The organism is Paracerasibacillus soli, from assembly GCF_042432965.1.
Classification (GTDB): Bacteria; Bacillota; Bacilli; order Bacillales; family Amphibacillaceae; genus Paracerasibacillus; species Paracerasibacillus soli.
On the sequence record NZ_JBHLWL010000067.1, the window covers coordinates 1 to 20,457 of the forward strand.

General features: G+C 37.1%; 18 protein-coding genes. 1 reads left to right on the forward strand and 17 read right to left on the reverse strand.

All coding sequences use genetic code 11. The annotated features are described in order from the left end of the window. The 15 genes from ACFFIS_RS16865 to ACFFIS_RS16935 form a co-directional block, all read right to left on the reverse strand. The coding region (locus ACFFIS_RS16865) for a fumarylacetoacetate hydrolase family protein (RefSeq protein ID WP_390188464.1) at positions 1-753 on the reverse strand (753 nt) is incomplete at its 3' end. Then, a complete protein-coding gene (locus tag ACFFIS_RS16870; protein ID WP_390188465.1) occupies positions 750-1,520 on the reverse strand; it encodes a fumarylacetoacetate hydrolase family protein in 771 nt (256 codons plus the stop codon). The genes ACFFIS_RS16865 and ACFFIS_RS16870, both read right to left, overlap by 4 nt. A gap of 17 nt (positions 1,521-1,537) precedes the next feature. Beyond that, entirely contained in the window at positions 1,538-2,680 is a 1,143-nt protein-coding gene (locus ACFFIS_RS16875) for a Leu/Phe/Val dehydrogenase (RefSeq protein WP_390188466.1), read from the reverse strand. A gap of 83 nt (positions 2,681-2,763) precedes the next feature. Continuing rightward, on the reverse strand, positions 2,764-3,243 hold the full coding sequence (locus ACFFIS_RS16880; RefSeq protein WP_320379661.1) for a flavin reductase family protein: 480 nt from the start codon (positions 3,241-3,243) through the stop codon (positions 2,764-2,766). Positions 3,244-3,289: 46 nt separating this feature from the next. Beyond that, a complete protein-coding gene (gene hpaD / locus ACFFIS_RS16885) occupies positions 3,290-4,273 on the reverse strand; it encodes a 3,4-dihydroxyphenylacetate 2,3-dioxygenase (RefSeq protein WP_390188467.1) in 984 nt (327 codons plus the stop codon). Positions 4,274-4,393: 120 nt separating this feature from the next. Beyond that, on the reverse strand, positions 4,394-5,854 hold the full coding sequence (hpaB, locus tag ACFFIS_RS16890; protein ID WP_390188468.1) for a 4-hydroxyphenylacetate 3-monooxygenase, oxygenase component: 1,461 nt from the start codon (positions 5,852-5,854) through the stop codon (positions 4,394-4,396). A gap of 1 nt (position 5,855) precedes the next feature. Then, positions 5,856-7,361, reverse strand: coding sequence for a 5-carboxymethyl-2-hydroxymuconate semialdehyde dehydrogenase (hpaE, locus tag ACFFIS_RS16895; RefSeq protein WP_390188469.1), 1,506 nt, complete (start codon positions 7,359-7,361; stop codon positions 5,856-5,858). A gap of 68 nt (positions 7,362-7,429) precedes the next feature. Next, a complete protein-coding gene (gene hpaI, locus ACFFIS_RS16900) occupies positions 7,430-8,359 on the reverse strand; it encodes a 2,4-dihydroxyhept-2-ene-1,7-dioic acid aldolase (RefSeq protein WP_320379662.1) in 930 nt (309 codons plus the stop codon). Positions 8,360-8,490: 131 nt separating this feature from the next. Beyond that, complete coding sequence (locus ACFFIS_RS16905; protein ID WP_390188470.1) at positions 8,491-9,159, reverse strand: GntR family transcriptional regulator; 669 nt, start codon at positions 9,157-9,159, stop codon at positions 8,491-8,493. A gap of 399 nt (positions 9,160-9,558) precedes the next feature. Then, entirely contained in the window at positions 9,559-11,538 is a 1,980-nt protein-coding gene (locus ACFFIS_RS16910; RefSeq protein ID WP_390188471.1) for a TRAP transporter permease, read from the reverse strand. Between the two features lie 65 nt (positions 11,539-11,603). Next, positions 11,604-12,599, reverse strand: a complete 996-nt coding sequence (locus ACFFIS_RS16915; RefSeq protein ID WP_390188472.1) for a TAXI family TRAP transporter solute-binding subunit — start codon at positions 12,597-12,599, stop codon at positions 11,604-11,606. A 453-nt stretch (positions 12,600-13,052) separates the two neighbouring features. Then, on the reverse strand, positions 13,053-13,841 hold the full coding sequence (locus ACFFIS_RS16920; protein WP_390188473.1) for a flagellar motor protein MotB: 789 nt from the start codon (positions 13,839-13,841) through the stop codon (positions 13,053-13,055). After that, a complete protein-coding gene (gene motA / locus ACFFIS_RS16925) occupies positions 13,816-14,622 on the reverse strand; it encodes a flagellar motor stator protein MotA (RefSeq protein WP_390188474.1) in 807 nt (268 codons plus the stop codon). The genes ACFFIS_RS16920 and motA overlap by 26 nt, the downstream gene beginning before the upstream one ends. A gap of 476 nt (positions 14,623-15,098) precedes the next feature. Beyond that, positions 15,099-15,554 carry a flavodoxin domain-containing protein gene (locus ACFFIS_RS16930; protein WP_320379670.1) on the reverse strand — a complete coding sequence of 152 codons (456 nt, stop codon included), beginning with the start codon at positions 15,552-15,554 and terminating at the stop codon, positions 15,099-15,101. A gap of 245 nt (positions 15,555-15,799) precedes the next feature. Further along, the gene (locus tag ACFFIS_RS16935; protein ID WP_320379671.1) at positions 15,800-16,876 is read right to left on the reverse strand and encodes a plasmid pRiA4b ORF-3 family protein; all 1,077 of its coding nucleotides are present in this window, start codon (positions 16,874-16,876) and stop codon (positions 15,800-15,802) included. A 369-nt stretch (positions 16,877-17,245) separates the two neighbouring features. Between ACFFIS_RS16935 and ACFFIS_RS16940 the strand changes: the two genes are divergently transcribed. Beyond that, entirely contained in the window at positions 17,246-18,109 is an 864-nt protein-coding gene (locus ACFFIS_RS16940) for a CvfB family protein (protein ID WP_320379672.1), read from the forward strand. A 51-nt stretch (positions 18,110-18,160) separates the two neighbouring features. Here the strand turns inward: ACFFIS_RS16940 and ACFFIS_RS16945 are convergent, their stop codons facing one another. Together ACFFIS_RS16945 and ACFFIS_RS16950 are read right to left on the reverse strand one after the other, a co-directional pair. Next, positions 18,161-18,616 carry an SRPBCC family protein gene (locus tag ACFFIS_RS16945; protein ID WP_320379673.1) on the reverse strand — a complete coding sequence of 152 codons (456 nt, stop codon included), beginning with the start codon at positions 18,614-18,616 and terminating at the stop codon, positions 18,161-18,163. Positions 18,617-18,710: 94 nt separating this feature from the next. Further along, positions 18,711-20,381 (reverse strand): FAD-binding protein, encoded by a 1,671-nt coding sequence (locus ACFFIS_RS16950; protein ID WP_320379674.1) that lies wholly within the window; start codon positions 20,379-20,381, stop codon positions 18,711-18,713. Between the last annotated feature and the right edge of the window lie 76 nt (positions 20,382-20,457).

Sequence of the window (20,457 nt, forward strand, 5' to 3'; positions counted from 1 at the left end):
TCTTGCAAAAAATGTATCGGATTTAATCGTGCTTCTTAATGAACCTATCCCCTCAACTTCCGTAATAACTTCATCTCCTTCATAAACATGAACCGTTCCCTTTGGAGTACCCGTTAAAATGATATCATTTTCATTTAATGTCATAAAACTACTTAAATAGGCTATTAAATAGGGAATGTCAAACACCATATCTTTTGTTGTACCTTCTTGTGTTAAATTACCGTTTACATATGTACGTAATTTTAGATTCATCGGATCTTGCACATCTTCCTTTGGTACAAACCAAGGTCCAATTGGCGTTAAAGTATCTCTGTTTTTTGCCATTAAATTTGGGCGATAATAGTTTTCCAAATAATCACGAATGACATAATCGTTTGCAACTGTATATCCCTTCACATAATCATACGCCTCTTCGAGATTTACTGTTCGTGCTGTTTTCCCGATAACTACAGCAAGTTCACATTCATAATGCATAAATTGCGCATCGTCTGGCCTTCGTGTATATGCATTATGTCCTATCAATGTATTTGGTCCTTTTAAAAATACTAGCGGTTCTTTTGGCGGAGAAAAGCTAATTTCACTTGCATGGTCCGCATAATTAAGACCAAGTACGAAAACAGTATTTGCTTCTATGGGAGGCAACCACACAACATCCTTTTCTGCTACAATTCTTCCATCGGCGAGCTGTATTTTATCATTTATTAGCATGACATCATGAAGCGCACCATAGCACGCAACACGTCCCTGTTTCACAAAGAAGCACCTCCGTTTTCTTCTACAACAATATTTTCCAACGTACCTATATGTTCAATCTCCGTTCTCACAATATCACCGGCCTTTGCTTTTGGTCCAAATAAAGGAACACCTGCTAACAGGACGTCCCCTTGATGTAATGTCATAAAGGCGGTCACTTCGGTCAATAACCTTGGAACAGAACGAACGAAATTTTTTGTGTTTTTATCAAGTACTTTTTCATTGTTAATATACGTACTTATTTTGAGATGCTGTACATCTTGGATTACATTTTTGGGTGCAATCCAAGGCCCAATCGGACAGAAACCATCACGCGCATTTTCTTTTATGGCAGGTCTAAAAAAACTATCATGTGGTATTGTCACATCATGTACAATGGTGTAACCCATTATATAGTTCAGTGCTGCTTCTTCCCTTATATTTACGGCAGTTTTCCCAATTACAATTCCTAATGCACTATTTATTTGTATGGCCGGCACTTTATTTGGTAAGAAAATTGCTTGAAGATGACTATTGTACGTATTTTTCGGTTTCATATATAATACAGGATGTCTCGGCAGGGCTTTATATGGTTCCTTTTGAAATTCATCTCGCACTTTTTGCAGATCTTCTTTATAATTAAACATCGTACCATACACAGTTCCATCTATAGGAGCTTGCCATATACATTCCCTTTCCTTATACAGTGTCCTTCCTCTTTTAATTAAACCTTGATCATTTACTAGAATGGACTCATTTTGTATTTGGTTTATAAATCTAGCTTGCAATATTCTATCCCCTTCTACTATTCTTTAATATCCCATTTTGGACGTCGTGTCCGTGCATAAAAACTATTTCTCTCTTTTTGCTCAGCCAATCTAGCTTCACACATTCGATTTGCTGCCTCTACAGTTGTAATTGCATCTAATTCTGCCTCACGATAAATATCTAGTAATGCTTGATAGATTGTTTTTGTTTTGAACATTACCCGGTCTTTATTTGGTCCGTACAATTCATCAGCAACTTGGATAAGTCCTCCCATATTCACGATATAATCTGGCGCATATAAAATCCCTTTATCTTGTAAAATTTTTGCGTGTCCGTTTGTAGCAAGTTGATTATTTGCTGAACCAACAACAGCCTTTACAGATAAGTGTTTCACTGTCTCATCATTGATGACACTTCCCATTGCACATGGCACAAAAACATCTGCATCTGTCTGATAGATTTCCTGATGATTTACGATACGAATCTCACCATGAAGTTCTTGTGCACGCTTTGCAATATTTTGTAATGCACCTTCATCAAGGTCCGTTACATAAAGACGAGCTCCAGCATGTAATAATTGCTCGGCTACCTTATAACCAACTTTTCCTAATCCTTGAATTGCAAATGTTCGATTCTTCAGCTCTGTATCACCGTACAGATAATAATTAGTTGCTTTTAAGCCATACATTACACCTTGTGAAGTTGGAATAGATGAATCACCACCTCCCCCATAGGCCTCTGGTAATCCATTAATATAATTCGTCTCCCTTGTCGCTTGCACAAAGTCGTCCATCGTCGTTCCCATATCTGTCCCTGTGTAAAATCTACCATTTAGCGAATCTACAAATTGACCATAGGCACGAAATAAAGCAGCACTTTTATCCTTTGCTGGATCTCCAATAATAACCGCCTTTCCCCCGCCAAAATCAAGGTCAGCTGCAGCGCATTTGTATGTCATTCCCTCGGCCAATCGCAGTACATCTTGAAGTGCCTCCGTTACACTTGCATATGGATACATACGCGTACCACCTAGGGCTGGACCAAGTGTCGTATCGTGAATTGCAATAATTGCTTGCAGTCCAGTTGCCGTATCATTACAAAATACTACTTGCTCATGGTTCGCAATTGTTTGAAATACATCATCTGTCATCGATTTTGCCTTTTCTAGTTCTTGCGTCATAAAAACCCTCCGTTCTCCCTTATGTTTAAGAAGCATAATATTTACTTGCCAGAAGACTTTACATGATCAAATCAACATATATGTTATCCATCTAGTTTGATATCTGTTGCAAATTGTTGGTAATCACCATCAAAAAAGGTCAATGGTAAACCATCATTTATTGCCAAATCTTGTACCTTACCTAGAAATAATGTATGGTCCCCAGCTACAATCGTATCCGCTACATCACATACTAAGGTGACTAACGCCTCTTTTATCACAGGCATCTCCAAAAAATTAGCAAATGCAATTGTCTTTCGCTCTTTTACTTGACCTGCAAAGTAGGCGGATAAATATTTTTGCTTCTCATGGAGGATGCTTACTGCAAATCTTTTCTCATCTTGAATATAACGGTTCATATTCGCATCCTCATCAATGGAGATGAGAACTAACTTTGGATTTAATGAAACAGACATAAATGCATTTGCAGTCATGCCATGAATATCCTCTCCAGTTTTAGTCGTCACAATTGTTACACCAGTAGCAAACTTCCCCATCGCCTTTCGAAACCGTTGATCATCCATCTATCCATCCCCTCTCTTTACAAGAAACTTCACACACCTTACATTTCTATATCATAAATGTCGGCTTATGCTGTTTTAATTTTCCTTTCTGCTGACCAACAATCTCCTTCGTATGAATGTCGAGAACATCTGAAGCTTCTTGGAACCAACTATCTGGTGCAGTATGCCCCCAAAACGTCTGCCGCATTGGATCGTTAATATCCCAACGAATTGGCGATAAATCGGAATCACTCGTTAAATAATCCCCATGATATAGTTCAATCCGATGACCATCTGGATCTCGTAAATATAAGAAAAACGCATTGGATAGTCCATGCCTGCCAGGTCCACGTTCAATGCTTTCTCCATAGCCCATGGATGCTAACACATCACATGCATGAATAATGGCTAGTGGATCAGGTAAATGAAATCCAACATGATGCAAGCGAGGCCCTAATCCATTCATAAAAGCAACATCGTGGACTGTTTGTTTGCGATGTAGCCAAGCAGCCCAAATATTCCCTTCTTTTGTATCTGTATATTCAGAGCAAGAAAAATGTAATGATTTGCGATAAAAATGATACGTTTCCTCTACATCCGCAACCATACAATTAAAATGATCGATACGCTGAACACGTGCACCTTTATACAAATCATACCGTTGTAATAACCGTTCTACTTCATTCATTTCTACAAAAAACTCAATTGGCAAACCTGCAATATCTTGCACACGGAAAGCTCTCCCTAATGCATATTGTGTTCCTTTATCTAACCACTGTATTTCGGTGCCCTTTTCAGTGAATAAGCTTGCCAACTGTTCTAAATCACGCTCCGTTGCCACTTTGTAACTTAATACTTCTACTGCAGGTGATGCCGCTTTTTTTAACATGAGACTATGGTGGGTTCGCTCTTCTAAACCACGTAAATATATCGTTTCTTCGTCACTTTCTGTTTCGACAAAACCTAAGGCATCCACATAAAACTGACGGGAAACATCTAAATCTTTCACATGTAAAATAGCTCGCGCACAGCGGATAATATTAAAATCCATCTTACGTTCACCTATTTCTTTTCATATTTTTATAAATATTAAATGAGGTTCGGTAAAATTACTTCACAACAAGAGTCCCTTCAACCTTCTCCTTGTCTCTTTCTTCTTTAACAGAATAATTTACACTTGCAAACTACTACTCCCTTTTAAAAAGTCAGTAATATAGTTTTTAAATGTATCTTTTTCATAGTTTGAAAAATAGGTCATTCCCATACGAATTGGATCGCCAAAAAAGTAATATTCATAATGTGTTTGTCTCGAGCCAAAGGCACTTAATGTCATATCCCATGCTAAGCGGAATAATTGGACACGTTCATACCCTGCTAAATTTTTTCCTTGTAAACCACGGTGAATAATTGGTCCAATTTCTGCATGATTAAAGTCAGCTTCAGTCGGTATTCCCATTAATCCTGATGCTCCTAATATGCGAATAATTTCAGTTAAACGAGGATAAATACGCGGATACCAATTTCGTGCCGCGTCAAGTGCCACAAAATCTGGTGTCATCGTTCCTGATTTGTCTAATTTTGCATTATGTTCCGCCCGATATAAATGTGACCGCATTGTTTCCAATGTCAGCATAATCTCGGTTCCTTTATCTTGCACATGTTGAAATTGATCAATTCCAATCGCATCCATCATGCTTAATGCAACACCTAGAACAAATTCGGTTTTCACAATATTTTTTGCAACAACTTGGTGGGACATATGGACAACTGCATTTGTTTCATGAAATGTGCGATTACAAATAGAAGAATCTCCACAGACAAAAACACGTTCCCACGGCACAAATACATGATCGAAAGATACAATCGCATCGCCCTCTTCAAAACGAGAACTTAGTGGATGATCCCATTGATGTTTCCCATAGTCAAATGATTCTCTACTAATAAAACGTAGACCTGGTGTATTATTTGGAATTGCGAAGGCTAGGGAATATGGATCATCTTTTTCTCCAGCACGTTTTACTGTAGAAGGAAACACTAAAATTTCATCTGTTATTCCTCCTTGGGTTGCAAGTAGGCGTATACCATCAACAACTATCCCATCTTCACGTTTTTCAACTAAATGTAAGGCAACATTCGCATCTTTTTGTTCATGTTGCATCTTTGCCCGATTTACTTGTGGATGTATTAATGTATGGGTTAAACTAATATCATTTTCGCGTGCATACTCATAATAATTTCGTGCATTATCCGCATACATTTGATCGTCTTCAGCAAAAATACTATTGTTCATACCCATTGCCATCACTTCTGCATTTAAATAGTCAGGTGAACGCCCCATCATACCTCCAGATGTCTTTGCCCATTCAGTTATCGCTTCACGTCGTTTTATTAAATCTTCGATAGACGTTGGATGTAAAAAGGTCACCCCAACTAAGTCACCTGTTTTTGGAGATGTATACAACATCTTTTCTTTTTTCTCATACTGTAAATCATATAGATGTGCCATTGATTGGATAACATTTTTAAAGGCGGCATGCTCTGTCACATCTTCTACACGCTCACCATGAATATAGACGTTGTTATTTGCTTCCTTTAATCTTTTAATATATTCCGCACCTGTTTTGGCTGTCATATTATTTTCCCCCTTTATGATTTGGTTTTCCAAACTGTGGTATAGGATGATTTCCAAGCGAAACATGGATTGCCTTTGGTTCCGTATAAAATTCTAAAATGGCATGTTGCCCTCCCTCACGACCAATCCCACTTGCTTTCATACCTCCGAAAGGAATCCGTAGATCACGCACATTTTGGGCATTTATCCAGATCATTCCCGAATCAACCGCTTGTGCAACACGGTGCCCACGCTTTAAATCATTTGTCCATACATAACCAGCAAGACCATATTGCGTGTCATTTGCCATTTGAATGACTTCTTCTTCCTCAGAAAATGTTATAACGGACATAACGGGGCCAAAGATTTCTTCTTGACTAGCTTGCATCTCATTTTTTGCATGCAACAGCAATGTTGGGGGAACAAAATTACCTTTCGTTAAATGTTTGGGTATGTTCCCTTGATAAACTTCGCACCCTTCTTCTTTGGCAAGATGAATATATTCCATAACTTTTTTATAATGTTCGCGATTGATTAACGGGCCAATTTCGGTTTTCATGTCCATTGGATCCCCAAGTACAATATGGTCGACCCGTCTTTTTAACGCATTAATAAATCGCTGTTTTATATTTTTATGAACAAAAACTCTTGAATTTGCAGTACATCTCTCCCCATTAAAAGAGAAAATCCCCCATACAGCAGCATCTAATGCCCGCTCAAAATCTGCATCATCAAATATAATAAGTGGTGATTTCCCTCCAAGTTCCATTGACGTTTTCTTTAATGAATCAGCTGCATTTTTTATAATTGTCTTGCCTGTCACCGTTTCTCCTGTAAATGAAATCGCTTTCACTTTTTCGTTTTGAACTAGTGAGGCCCCAGCTTCCTCGCCATAGCCGTGTACTACGTTAAATACACCATTTGGAAGTTTTGCCTGCTGAATAATTTCCGCTAATTTATTTGCAGATAGTGGAGAAAGTTCAGCAGGTTTTAATATAACCGTGTTACCACTAGCCAAGGCAGGCGCTACTTTCCAAGTCGTTAACATAAAAGGTGCATTCCACGGAGTAATCAGTCCAACCGCGCCAAGTGGTTGGTAAACCGTGTAGTTTAAAAATTCGCAGTCAACTTGATACGCATCCCCATGCATTTTTGTTTGAACCATGCGGGAATAAAAGCGGAAGTTTTCAGCTGCACGTGAAATCATATTACGCGTTTGTTTAATCGGGAGTCCTGAATCCAATGATTCTAAAACCGCAATTTCTTCCTGGTTTTCATCGATAAGTGTAGCAATCTTTTCAATGTAAGCCATCCGCTCTTTTAGCTTCATCTTTCCCCATGGCCCTTTCGTAAAAGCTTCCTCCGCTGCTTGGACCGCGTTTTCAATATCAAGTTCATTTCCTTTGGCTACATAATTTATGACCTCGTTAGTAAATGGATTGATATTTTCAAAATATGCATTACGCTCAGATTCAACAAATTTTCCGTTCATAAAAAGCTTTACATCATCTATTTGTTCATGCTTCATTTACCTACCCCTTTATTCATCATCCAGATAAAGCAATTAGATGGATTTTCCACAATACAATGACACGATTAATTTGACAAAGAATGTGAGTCTGACGCTAACATGTTATAAGAAATTAATGTTTCCCTAATTTCTTGTTGTATTTCTTTTGATGGGATATCTAGTGGTTTTCGTAGCACAGGTTTAATTTTTCCTAACATTGCTAACGCTGCTTTTGCCGGTGCTGGATTTGTATCACGAAAAAGCACATCATTCAATTCAAGCATATGATAGTGCAAATCTTGCGCGCCTTTCACATCGCCGGCTTCCCATAAGTTGTATAGTTGTGCAACTTCCTTTGGTGCTACATTGGACGTCGCGCTTATGTGTCCCGCTCCACCAATCGCTAACATTGGATAACATAATACTTCAATGCCAGAGTATAAATTAAAATCACGGCCACACTTTAAAAGTACTTTATTAACATGTTCAAAATCTTTATTTGATTCTTTTACACCGATAATATTTGGGCAATCTTCATGAAGTTGTGCAATTGTGTCAGCGTGTAGGTTTACAGCTGTTCTTCCAGGGATGTTATATAAAATGAGTGGTATTGTAACAGAGTCTGCTACTGCTTTGAAGTGTTTGTATAACGCATGTTGGTTAGGTTTATTGTAGTATGGGACAATGACGAGTGCACCATCTGCTCCCATTTCTTCAGCTACTTTTGTTAGTCGAAGTGTTTCTTGATGATTGACGGATCCTGTTCCAGGAATAAAAGGGACTCTTCCGTTTACTATTTTACAAGCATATTCCATGACCTGCTCACGTTCCTCTACTGTCATCGAACTCGGTTCCCCCGATGTGCCTGTAACAGAAATACCATGACTTCCACTATCAATCTGCCAATTAATTAATTCCGCAAACTTTTCAAAATCAATACTTTCATCCTCGTTAAATGGTGTAATGACCGGAGCAACGGAACCACGTAATCGCCTACTTATTTCTTTATACTGCAATGAAACTCCTCCTTTTAACTGGTATCAATTTTCTGAATTAAATAAATCATATATGATTTGATATATATTGTCAATCTCTTTTTTTTGAAAAAAGCTAGCATAAATATGATTTCACTACATTCATATTTATGCTAGCCCTTTGTTACGTTATTATTTTTTAATCTTCTTCTCTCAAAGTCTTCGGCAGTCCGTAGTTTGTGCTTACGTGTGAGCAATTCCAAAGTTAAGAGATCATCCCCCTTTTCTAATAAATCAATAATTTGCTCATGTTCATTTATCGATTCCTTTACCCTTTTAGAATATAAGGTTGAACCAGCACCACGTATTGCATCCATGCGATTCCATGTAGATTCGATTAATTCTAGCAAATAGCGATTATCACACGCTTCGCAAATCGTACGGTGGAATGTTGCATTCAATGCACTAAACTGCATCATATCAAATGTTTCTAAAGCCTCCTTCATGCTTTTATTTTGATCTTTTAAAAGCGCTATTTTTTCTTTCGGAAAATTTTTGGCACTTAATGCTGTTGCGTGACTTTCTAAAACTGCTAGGATTCGCAATGTGTCAGAGTAATCTGTTTCATTTACTTCGGCTACAACAGGGCCAATATTTCGCTTGTAAAAAATCAATCGTTCTGCCTCTAACTGGCGAATTGCTTCGCGAACGGGAATTGCACTTGTTTGTAATTCATTCGCAATTTGATCAATGACAATTCGTTGTCCTGGAGCGTAAACATGTTCAATAATACGTGCTTTTAAAACGCGATATACTTTTTGTTGTTTCGTTTCTTTTATCATAGTGGATTTATCATATACAAAATAATATATGATGTCAATTTAGTGTACAATGATGTAAGTATTAACTACATACTTTAAGATTCGCTCTAGTACCTCTTTATTTTCCAGTTAAACAAAACTACGAATTATCATTGTCTTTATCACAATTGACCTAAACTGTTCAGTCGTGAAAACTTGCCTCACTAATATCGTTCCAGAAAAACACTACGCCAGTATTTTGTATAGTGCCGTTTTATACCTGCTATTTTTTCTTATAAAGCGATGTTTTCCGCTGCAGATCGTTGCTTTCCGTGGGCAATGCCTCAACTTCCTCGTTAATCTATTTAAAAAAGCTGCCTCTTATGAGAGACAGCCATCTTTCATACCGTATTTAATTTTCAGCATCCATCAACCCATTATTTATGCCCCAGCTACTACTTCTGTTCTTCCCGTTTTATCCCCTTCGCCACCTTTTCTTTGCCTTTGGATAAACCAGATAACTGCCATAATAGCGAGCCCAACAATGTTCGTAATCATGCCAGGATCAATCATCAACAATCCACCGATAAACAGTGCCATTCGTTCCCACATATAAGAATTTGTCGTAAAGTAACCGATCATTGCACTACTTACTCCTGTCATTCCAAGAAGAGCAGTTCCGACTGATACGATTAATGCAACTGGTGTCACATCAACTAATAATAATATTGGATCCGCAATAAATATATATGGAATTACAAATGCCGCAATAGCTAACTTTACAGCCAACACACCTGTTTTAAAAGGATTGGCTCGTGCAATCCCCGCTCCCGCATATGCTGCTAAACAAACAGGAGGCGTAATGTCTGCTACAATTCCAAAGTAAAACACAAACATATGAACCGCAATTGGTTCTACTGCGAACGTATTAATTAATGCAGGTGCTGCAATCGTTGCTGTTACAACATAGTTGGCTGTTGTAGGTAAGCCCATTCCAAGAATAAGACAGGCAATCATTGTAAGCACTAAAGCTAATGGCAAAATTCCACCAGAAAGTGCAATAATTCCTGCTGCAAATTTAGAGCCTAATCCTGTTATACTAACAACTCCAGCGATAATTCCTGCTGTAGCAACAGCTGCTATTACAGGAAGTGCAACACGTGCACCTTCTTCTAACACGTATAATGTCTTTTTAAAAGATAGTCTTGTTTCCTTTCGAACTAGACTGACTAGATATGCGGATACGATCCCCATTAGAGCAGCTCGTTGGGGTGTAAATCCAGACATAATCGTACCAATTATCACCACAAGCGGTAAAAGCATATATCCGTACTTCATCATTAAATCCTTTAGACGAGGTAATTCAGCTTTTGGTAACCCGACAATTCCTAATTTTTTTGCCTCAAAGTGTGTACCAATAAAAATCCCCGTAAAATATAAAACTGCCGGAATAGCTGCTGCTAACATAATCGTTGAAAACGGGACATTTAAATACTCCATCATAATAAATGCAGCCGCGCCCATAAGTGGTGGCATGATTTGTCCACCTGTAGAAGCAGATGCCTCTGTTGCTGCAGCAAATTCTGGCTTGAATCCCGACTTTTTCATCATCGGAATAGTAAATGATCCGGAGGCAACTGTATTTCCTACTGAACTTCCAGAAACCATACCTTGTAAAGCACTTGCCGCAACCGCCGCTTTTGCAGTTCCACCAGTAAATCGGCCTGTCAGGGCAAATGCCAGATCATTAAAGAACTTTCCAATGTTTGTATGGACTAAAATAACACCAAAAAATAAAAAAAGGAAAATGAACTTCGACGAAATTTGAATTGGTGTTCCAAACACACCGCTTTCCTGAAACCACAAGTTCGGTGCAAGTCGATCAATGGAGAAGCCAGGATGGGATAAAATCTTTGTCGGTACATGATCACCAAAAATTGCATATAAAATTGCAACACTTGCCACTACAATGATTGGTACCCCCACTGTTCGGCGTGTTGCTTCTAAGACTAATAAAATACCAATAATGGATATACCAATATCTATTGTCTCATACCCTACTACACGACCTCTTAATAATTCATCAAAGAAGATAACTTTGTGATAGGTCACATACATCGCGGTAAACGCAAGTATGACGTCATACCAAGGAACTGATTTTTGAATGCGATGCAGCCCTTTTTTAGCCGGGAAAAGTAAAAAGATAATCCCTAGCGCTGTACCTAAATGAATTGCACCTTGTTTTTGTGATGGCAAAGTCCCAAAATATGCTGTATATAAATGGAAAACTGTTAAAGAGATTCCTAGAAAGGAAACAACCCATTTCCATTGACCAATCTTCGTTCTAAATTGACTTTCACGGTCATACTTTTCCAATATCGTTTGAGCATCAATTTGCTGTTCATGTTGCGTTTTACTCATCCGACCACCACCCTTTTATAAGTATGGAAGAGATGAAAAAATCATCTCTTCCCTTAATGTAGAAATTACTTTTTCAATTCATCTAGACTTTTAATACCTGTACTTTCACGTGTAATAATTTGCACAACTTCTGGATAGATATGTCCAATAAAGGCAGCGTTTTCAACTGCACCTTCTGAGAACTCACCTTCACCATTAATTGCGTCTAGTGCTGGAACATGTACACTCATACCTAAATCCATTTTATCATCACGGATAGAAGCCATATTTTCAATAGACGCACCCGTTTCCTGGTTTGTTACACTAATACTATCAATATGGTTATTCCAAACGTTCGCCATTTCTCCACCAAGTGGATAATATGTTCCACCAGAACTTCCTGTACCTAATATTAATTCAGATTTGTCATCTGAAACATTTAATTCTGCGATTGGATTGTCAAATGATAGTCCTTGTTCCTCATAATAGCGCGCAGCACCTGGATGAATTGGTAAGTCTTCTGCCCCGTTTAATGCATTTTCTAGCGTCATCTGTTTTCCTTGGTTATGTGTAATTTCATCTGAGTTTTCAACCATCAACTTTGCTAATTGATAACCCAGTTCTTCACTAATTGTATTCGTATTTGCCATTAAAATAGCATATGCCGTAACAGTTTCAATATCGTTTTCTAGAAAATCATACGTATCTGCAGGAATAGTATGACGACGATATCCCGTATTTTCCTCCATATACGCAATTGCATCATCTGAAAGTTCTAGCATCATCACATCACCGGCTGAAGCATGTAGGTTTTCAATACTACCTGCGGGCAAACCTAAAATACCAAATGAAATGTCAATATTGCCATCTTGCACCTGATCAGCTGCATCACCAAAACCTTCCTGGAATGCTGTATAGTCTCCATCTTCAACGCCGTATGCCTTCAAGATTTGTTTTGTAACTGAATTCGTTTCACTTGCTGCTGGTCCAATGGCAATCCCCTTTTTACCACCACCACAAGCCGTTAACAATACAATTCCTATTAGAACTGCGAATAAACCTAGTAATCTTTTTTTCCCCATTTTGTTCCCCCTCGTTTCATAATTTTGACTTCTATGTATGTGCAAACGCTATCATACATTGATATATAAATAAAAATGTGTAGAAGCCTACCCTTATTATACTAAAATCTATCTTTTTATCAACCGCTTATTTTATATTTTCTGATTATTTGCTTAGAATCTCCATTTTTTGTATCTTAGAAGATACGTTTCCTTCATGCCTAAAATCGACGAAGGGACGTAAGTGTGATGTTCGAAATAAAAATATATAATCATAAAAAAATCCATATAAAGGACATTGCTCCCTATATGGATTCTATTTCTATTTTATTCTATTTATTTCCTTAAGGCTATGATGATAAGATGATCTATTTTTACACAATTAAATCAAACTATGTAGCTTTACTGGGCAGTTGATCCCCACAATGATAATGATGTAGGGACGTCCAGCCAGTCAGCTTCGGATCAAATAAGCTAGTTCTTATCTTTCACAGTAATTTTATAGTTTGGTACGATTAAAACTTCTACACGTCTATTTTTCTGTTTATTTTCAACCGATGTATTTGGCTCTAGAGGCTGAAATTCACCGTATCCTTTTGCACTAAAATTTTGTGGTGCAAGTTTACTATTTTCTAATAATAGTTTCATAAAGTTTAATGCACGCGACACACTAAGTTCCCAGTTTGATTTATAACCTGAAGCACTGATAGGTGTATCATCCGTATGACCAGCGACAATAATTTGGTGTGGCGGGTCCGTTTCAAGAAATCTTGATATTTCCTTGGCCATTTTCTTCCCTTTCGCGTTCACTTGCGAACTACCAGGAGTAAACGTAATACCATTTTGGATGGTAATATAGAGGCCTTCATCTGTTAATCTTGTGCCTATTTTACCGTCAAGTTTATTGGCATGAATATATTCATTAATATCTTTTTGTACATCTTGAAGTCTTTCTAATTCAAGAGCACCACTATTTTCAGTTTTATCGTTTGCTTCATCTCTTGTCTCTTTAGCCTCTGTTTTTGGAGCACGTAATCCACCTGAATCATGACCAGGCTTTTGCTGTTCCAAAATTCCTCCACCACCACTGGAAAATTCACTCTTAAACACTTGCGATAATTCCTTATACTTTTGCGTATCAACTTCACTCATCGCAAACAATACAATAAATAGTGCTAATAATAGTGTTAATAAATCAGAATAAGGTAGTAACCATGATTCGTCCATTTCGGATTCTTTATGACGTTGCCTCTGCTTTCTCATCTGTTTGAATTTCCTCCTGTAATGCCACAATTTCTTTTGAAGAAAGATAAGCACTTAATTTATCTTTAATAATTAGCGGAGACTCTCCATTCGTAAGTGATAGAATTCCTTCAATCATCACTTCTTTCACTTGGATTTCCTTCTTTGACTTCTCTTTTAATTTACTTGCAAATGGATGCCAAAGAACATATCCAGTAAATATCCCGAATAAAGTCGCGATAAAAGCAGCTGAAATAGCATGGCCTAATGTTGCCATATCATTTAGATCCTTCAATGCCGCAATCAATCCAATAACAGCACCTAGCACACCTAATGTTGGTGCATATGTCCCTGCTTGTGAAAAGACTAAAGCTCCCTCTTCATGACGCCTCTCCATAGCATAGACTTTTTCATCCATCACTTCTCGAATAAAATCTGTTGAATGACCATCAATTACAAGTTGTAGTCCAGATGCAAGAAATGGATCATTCACTTCCTTTAATTCCTTTTCTAATGCTAACAACCCTTCTTTTCTTGAAGTTTCCGCAAGTTTTACAAATAATATAATGACCTCTTTTAGGTCCTGACTCTTTTTATCTGTAAATATGATTTTCAAAAAGGTCGGTATTCGCTTAATTGTATTCATAGGGAAGGAAATCATAATCGACGCTGCCGTTCCGACAAATATAATAAGTATTGCCGCAGGATTAACTAATGCAGCCAAATCTGCACCCTTTAACACCATTCCTACCCCAACTGCAATAAGTCCAAGTATGATTCCTATAATCGATGTTTTATCCATAATTCTCCTCCAAATATTACTACTATTGTTGCAAACAGATCATGAGATTTGATGCTAAATTCCTATTCTGCCTTAGTTCTTTTTACCTATAAGAAGGTTATAGAGTTTTACATAGTAATAGATTTTCAGCGTATTAGCTTATATTAGATATATCGGTTCATTAAAGCGTATCTTTAAGTACAAAAATGAATCTATAAATAAAAGGATAATAAGGAATATATTCTAAATAATTGTTGTATTTCAAGCCCTACCTGCGATAGAATCACAACAAATGATATGCATACAGTTTACTTTTCAAAAACAAAAAACCATTACTTGAATGAAGACAATTCTTATCCAAGTAATGGAAATACATCGTAATATTAATCTATATGGATCACTTTATCCATGAGATGATATAGTAAACTACAATCAAGGGGGGAGTTCATACTTTCCCTACTGACTAGTATAATGGAGCTTGTACCTGATTATATGACTTATTCATTCGAGCAAAATTGTAAGAGTTTATCCACAAAGTCTTCACATCTTCTCACGTCTTCATCTTTCGGTTCTAAATCTACTTTTAACTTGAACGGTAAAAGTCTCCCTCCTAATTCATGAATTCGTTCGTAAAACAAATCAACCGCTCCACCGAAAAATTCATAAAATGTATCACCTGATCCAAAGACTGCAAATGTTTGCGATCGAATATCCACATCTTCAAGTTCTTCGTAAAAGTCTTCTACTTCATAAGGAAGACTTCCATCATCCCAGGTATATGTTCCAATTAATACTGCATGATAATCTAGAATTTCCTCAACCGATATAGGGTCAAAGTCGAATGTTTTGACAATAACTTCTTGTCCCCTATCTTTAAGAAACGAAATCATTGCCTCAGCCATCAACTCTGTATTTCCAGTAGTACTTGCGTATAACATAAGGTACCTTCCCATTCCTCTTCCTCCGTTGCCATCTATTCTAGAAACTATGATGTTATTTATATTCTAATTGATAATGAATATCATTTTCAATTGTTTTGTCCATTACGTAATAAAATCTTTCAAACCACCAAAAAAGCTACCCCTCTAAAAAGTGGGTAGCTTTTTAACTTTTTACATATTTTTATAGTAATGAACAGGAACATATATTTAGAATTTATTACCCTCCAAGCAACATAGAAAGGATATTGATTATCTAATTAGCTAGTTGAAAAGCGATAAGCACTTTCTATATCCGCGTCTTGATTTGCTATTTCAATTCCTGTATGTAATCCATTACGCATGTCCTTTAATTGCGCCATAACACCTAGCATCATTTTCGCCTCAATTTCATCTAATTGGCGTGGTGTCTGCCCCGGACTAATACTTTTGAACTGCGGCCAAGCCTTTTTTCCACGAAATGGAATATCATATAGTTTAATAAGCTCATAATCCTCTTTTAATAAGTCGATACGACTTTCATATGAAAGAAGTAAACTCCTTTGCTCCATGATTCTATCTACATTTTGCTCGATATTCTTTATTTTATCTATTGCGTCTTCAATACATTTTTCCTCTAAAAATACGAGAAGACCAAAAATGTCCTGCTCTGATCCAAGAACAGAAACATACAGTGTATCACCTGTATGCTGATCATTTACACTAAATACTTGTCGCTCGTGTAAACCTTTCCATGGTGCTGACGCATGTAGTTCTTTTGCTTTTATAAAAAGTTGTTTCCAGTACCATGCACTATTATCCTTTACCTCACCAACCAAATATGTTAGCTCGGTTGCTATTCTTTCATTAATAATTTTAACTAGGCATTTCGACTCATATGCTGAAATATCAGTAAAATTAGTATACTTCGATTCTATATTTTTTACACTCGTGCAAATGGGATAAAGCACACCTTTTTCCGGCCTGATAATCTTTTCTAGAACAATTTCATACTCTATACCATTTTCTGCATCGTCTACATATATAACACGATCTTTTATTGTCTTTAACCAGTCCGATAACTTTACATCTTTTTCATCATATTTAATAAAAGAGTGGTGGAGAATCTCCTTTTTCTTCTTTCCAACCTTATGTTTAGGTGTTATCTCTACATTTTTAATTCGATTACCACCCGTTCTATAAACAAGGAAACTACGCATTTGATGGTGACTTTTCCAATCAAAAGCAATTTGTAGTATTTCATAAAGTTCATGAAATGTCGCATTACTATCTAATTCGATTTTACGCCAAACTGATGAACTAACATCACGTAAACCAATTTTGATTTCATAGATCATGATGTCACCTCCTATTGTTCCAGTTTAACATAGCAATATTTCATTTACTATGGGACAAGTTTACTATATATTTACATTTTAGTTACAAAGTTTTTAAGTTTCTTACGCTATTTAATAGTAAAAACACGAAAAAATAGCAAAAAACTTCCATACCTGGTGGATGATTTGCAAATTATTGTTCACCCAAATTTCCTATCACTATAGATCATTTATTTACTTATTTCCCGTCAATTTCACTCATTTCCCAATGTTACGCTTATAGGAATCATTTGTTTTTAACTATTTCATGCTATAATGGTCATATTACTTTTCACGTGTGGATGAAGATAGCCATATTATTTAAATGGCTCGAAAATAGAGGAGGATATCATGATAGAAGCAGGTTTAATTTACCCTATGAAAGTCAATCGAAAAATTGATACTGGTTACGTATTGGAAAAGGATTCGCAAGAGGTATTATTGCACCACAATGAAGTAACAGTAGAACTAAACGTAGATGAGGAAGTTACCGTTTTTGTTTATCAAGATAAAAAAGGGAATCTTTGCGGGACAACCGTTTTGCCAAAGGCTACTAAAAATACATATGGGTGGGCCACAGTCCAAAAGGTAATACCTAACTTAGGGGTGTTCGTGTCATTTGAAACAACTACTGAAGTACTTGTTTCTAAAGACACCCTTCCGCTATATGAACATGTATGGCCACAAGAAGAGGATCATTTGTATATTACACTAACTACTGACAAAAGAAACCGTCTTTTAGGTGTACCAGCAACAGAAGGTGTCATAGAACAAATAAGGGAATGGGCCCCGAATGATTATTTAAATCAACATGTAAAAGGTTGGGTGTACCATACAAGTAGGGAAGGTTCTGCCATTATTACAGATGAGGATTACCGCGGTTTTGTCCATCATACGGAAAGAAAGGACGAACCTCGGTTGGGAGAACAAATTGATGGTAGGGTGATTGATGTAAAAGAAGATGGTACAATAAATATTTCTTTACGACCATTAAAACAACATAGTATGCTGGAAGACGCTGATATCATATTGGAACATTTACAAAACCATGGTGGAAAAATCCCGTTTACAGACCGCAGTGATCCGGAAGAAATTCGCGCTACATTTCAAATTAGTAAGTCTGCATTTAAACGAGCGCTTGGCAAATTAATGAAAGAAGGAAAAGTAAAGCAACAAGATGGTATGACTCATCTTGTATTAAAAGACATGGAATAAATAGTAAAAAACCTACTCCCTGTAAACAAGGAATAGGTTTTTTCTTATATTTTAAGCTTTAGCTGTTTCAACTTCGATAATTTTGTTACCAACTGCTTCTGTTAGCTCTTGTGCAGTTTTTGGAACGAATGTTTTAAGAACAGCATTAATCATTGGTCCCATCATACCTTTTGCAGTGATATCAAGGTTACCAGTCATTTTTGTTTGTGTATCAGAGATTGCTTCTGCCTCGAAGTAACCATCACCTGCAAAGTTATCACTAATACCTTTAAGGTCAAATGTTACAGTAGTTGGTTCAATCCAGTCTTTAATGTCAATTTGAAGGTGAACTGTTTTTTGCATAATACCAATGTCACCTTTAAATTTCCAAGTAGATCTTTTATCATTAATAATCTCATGTTCAATATAACCTGGTACGAGTGGAGCCCACTTGTCCATATCACTTACAAAATCCCAAATACGATTAATTGGTAAGTCTAATACCATTTCATGTGTTCCTGCTGGCATTGTAAATTCCCCCTCATTTAATTAAAAATATATTGTTAGAAGGGTATTTCAACTTCATTATTATATCCAAGTTGAAATACCACCATTATTATTTTTATAGTACTACTTTTTCTTCAGTACTAACTTCTCTATCTGCTTCTTTACCAAGAGACTGACCTGCTAAATAACCGAATGTTAGAGCTGGCCCAATTGTACCACCTGCACCTGGATATGCTGGTCCTAAAACTCCCATTGCAGCATTTCCTGCAGCATACAAACCAGGTATAACATTCCCATGTGAACTTATAACTTGTCCATTTTCATTAATACGTGGTCCGCCATTTGTTCCTAATGCACCGCTATATAATGGTAGTGCATAAAATGGAGCAGTTTCAACCGGTCCAATATTTGCTTCTGGACCTTTAAAGCCACCAAGCATTTTTTCAAAGAATAATGTACCACGGTGGAAGTCAGGGTCTTCAAGATTTTCTGCGTTTTTATTGAAGCGTGCTACAGTTGCTTCTAAACCGTCCGGGTCCACACCAATTTTTTCGGCTAATTCACGAATTGTTTCAGCTTGTGGCACCCATTCTGGTGCATCTTCGCCTGGTGCTAATGTTAAGATTAATTTTTCATCTTTTAATGTTTTATCAAAAATTAACCATACAGGTGCTTCGTTTGGTAATGATTGTGTTACTGTATCAAATGTATAGAATGATTTCGGCATATCCATATACGTAGCACCTTCATTAACAAAACGTTTACCATGTTTGTTTACGATAATGGAGTGAGCAAGTCCACGTCCACTTCCTGTTTGGTTAAATACATGGCCTTGATACTCAATTGTTGGGTCAACCATTGCTGGTGACCACCATGCCTCACCCATGTTTGCAAGTGCAGCACCGGCTTCCATTGCCATGATTAATCCATCACCTTCATTACCAGGAGGTGACATTGGGTGTGTTACTTCACCTTTTAGGAAAGAACGAACTAATTGTTTATTCCATTCGAATCCACCAGTTGCAATCATAACACCTTTACGAGCAGCAAAGTAAACATCAGCACCGTCATGTTCTGCGCGGATACCTACTACTTCACCTTTATCATTTTTCACAAGTTCACGACCTGGAGTTTCTGTTCTAATTTCAATTCCACGGTCTAAACAAGCTTTTAGCAATCCACCAATAAGCGCACGGCCCATTGTTGTAATATTATTACCCATACGTTCAGCGATTAAGTTAAAATCAGCTTTCGTTGGATCACCTGCTCCACCTTCTTCAAGTGTTAGCGGTGGAAAAATTGGATGGCGTCGAATATGATCAGCCCATTCCCCAACTTCACTTAATTCAAATGGAAGTGGGTCTAATGAACGTCCTTCATTTTTACCACCAGGAATATTTGCATAATAGTCACCATAGAAACGCGGTACCTTAAAGCGTACAGGTGTATTTTCATGTAGGTAATCAATCATTTTAGAACCTTGTTCAATATATACATCAATTAGTGCTGGGTCTGGTTCTTTCCCCATCATTAAATGATTTAAATATGTTTTAGCTTCTTCTTTTGAATCCTCAATTCCTATTTCTTTCATATAGCGGTTCATTGGAATCCAAGGAATCCCTCCGGAGAATGCTGTTGTACCACCGATTTGATCAGCCTTTTCAATAACAATTACTTTTGCACCTTGATCATGTGCAAGTATTGCGGATGTTAGTGCTGCACCACCACTACCAACTACAACAACATCTGTTTCTACATCCCACTTTATTTCTCTGTTTGTCAACATAATTTCCCCTCCATTCATCTTTACCGCTTTTATTTTTACGCGAATACCCTCTATGTAAAAATAAAAAGACTTTATT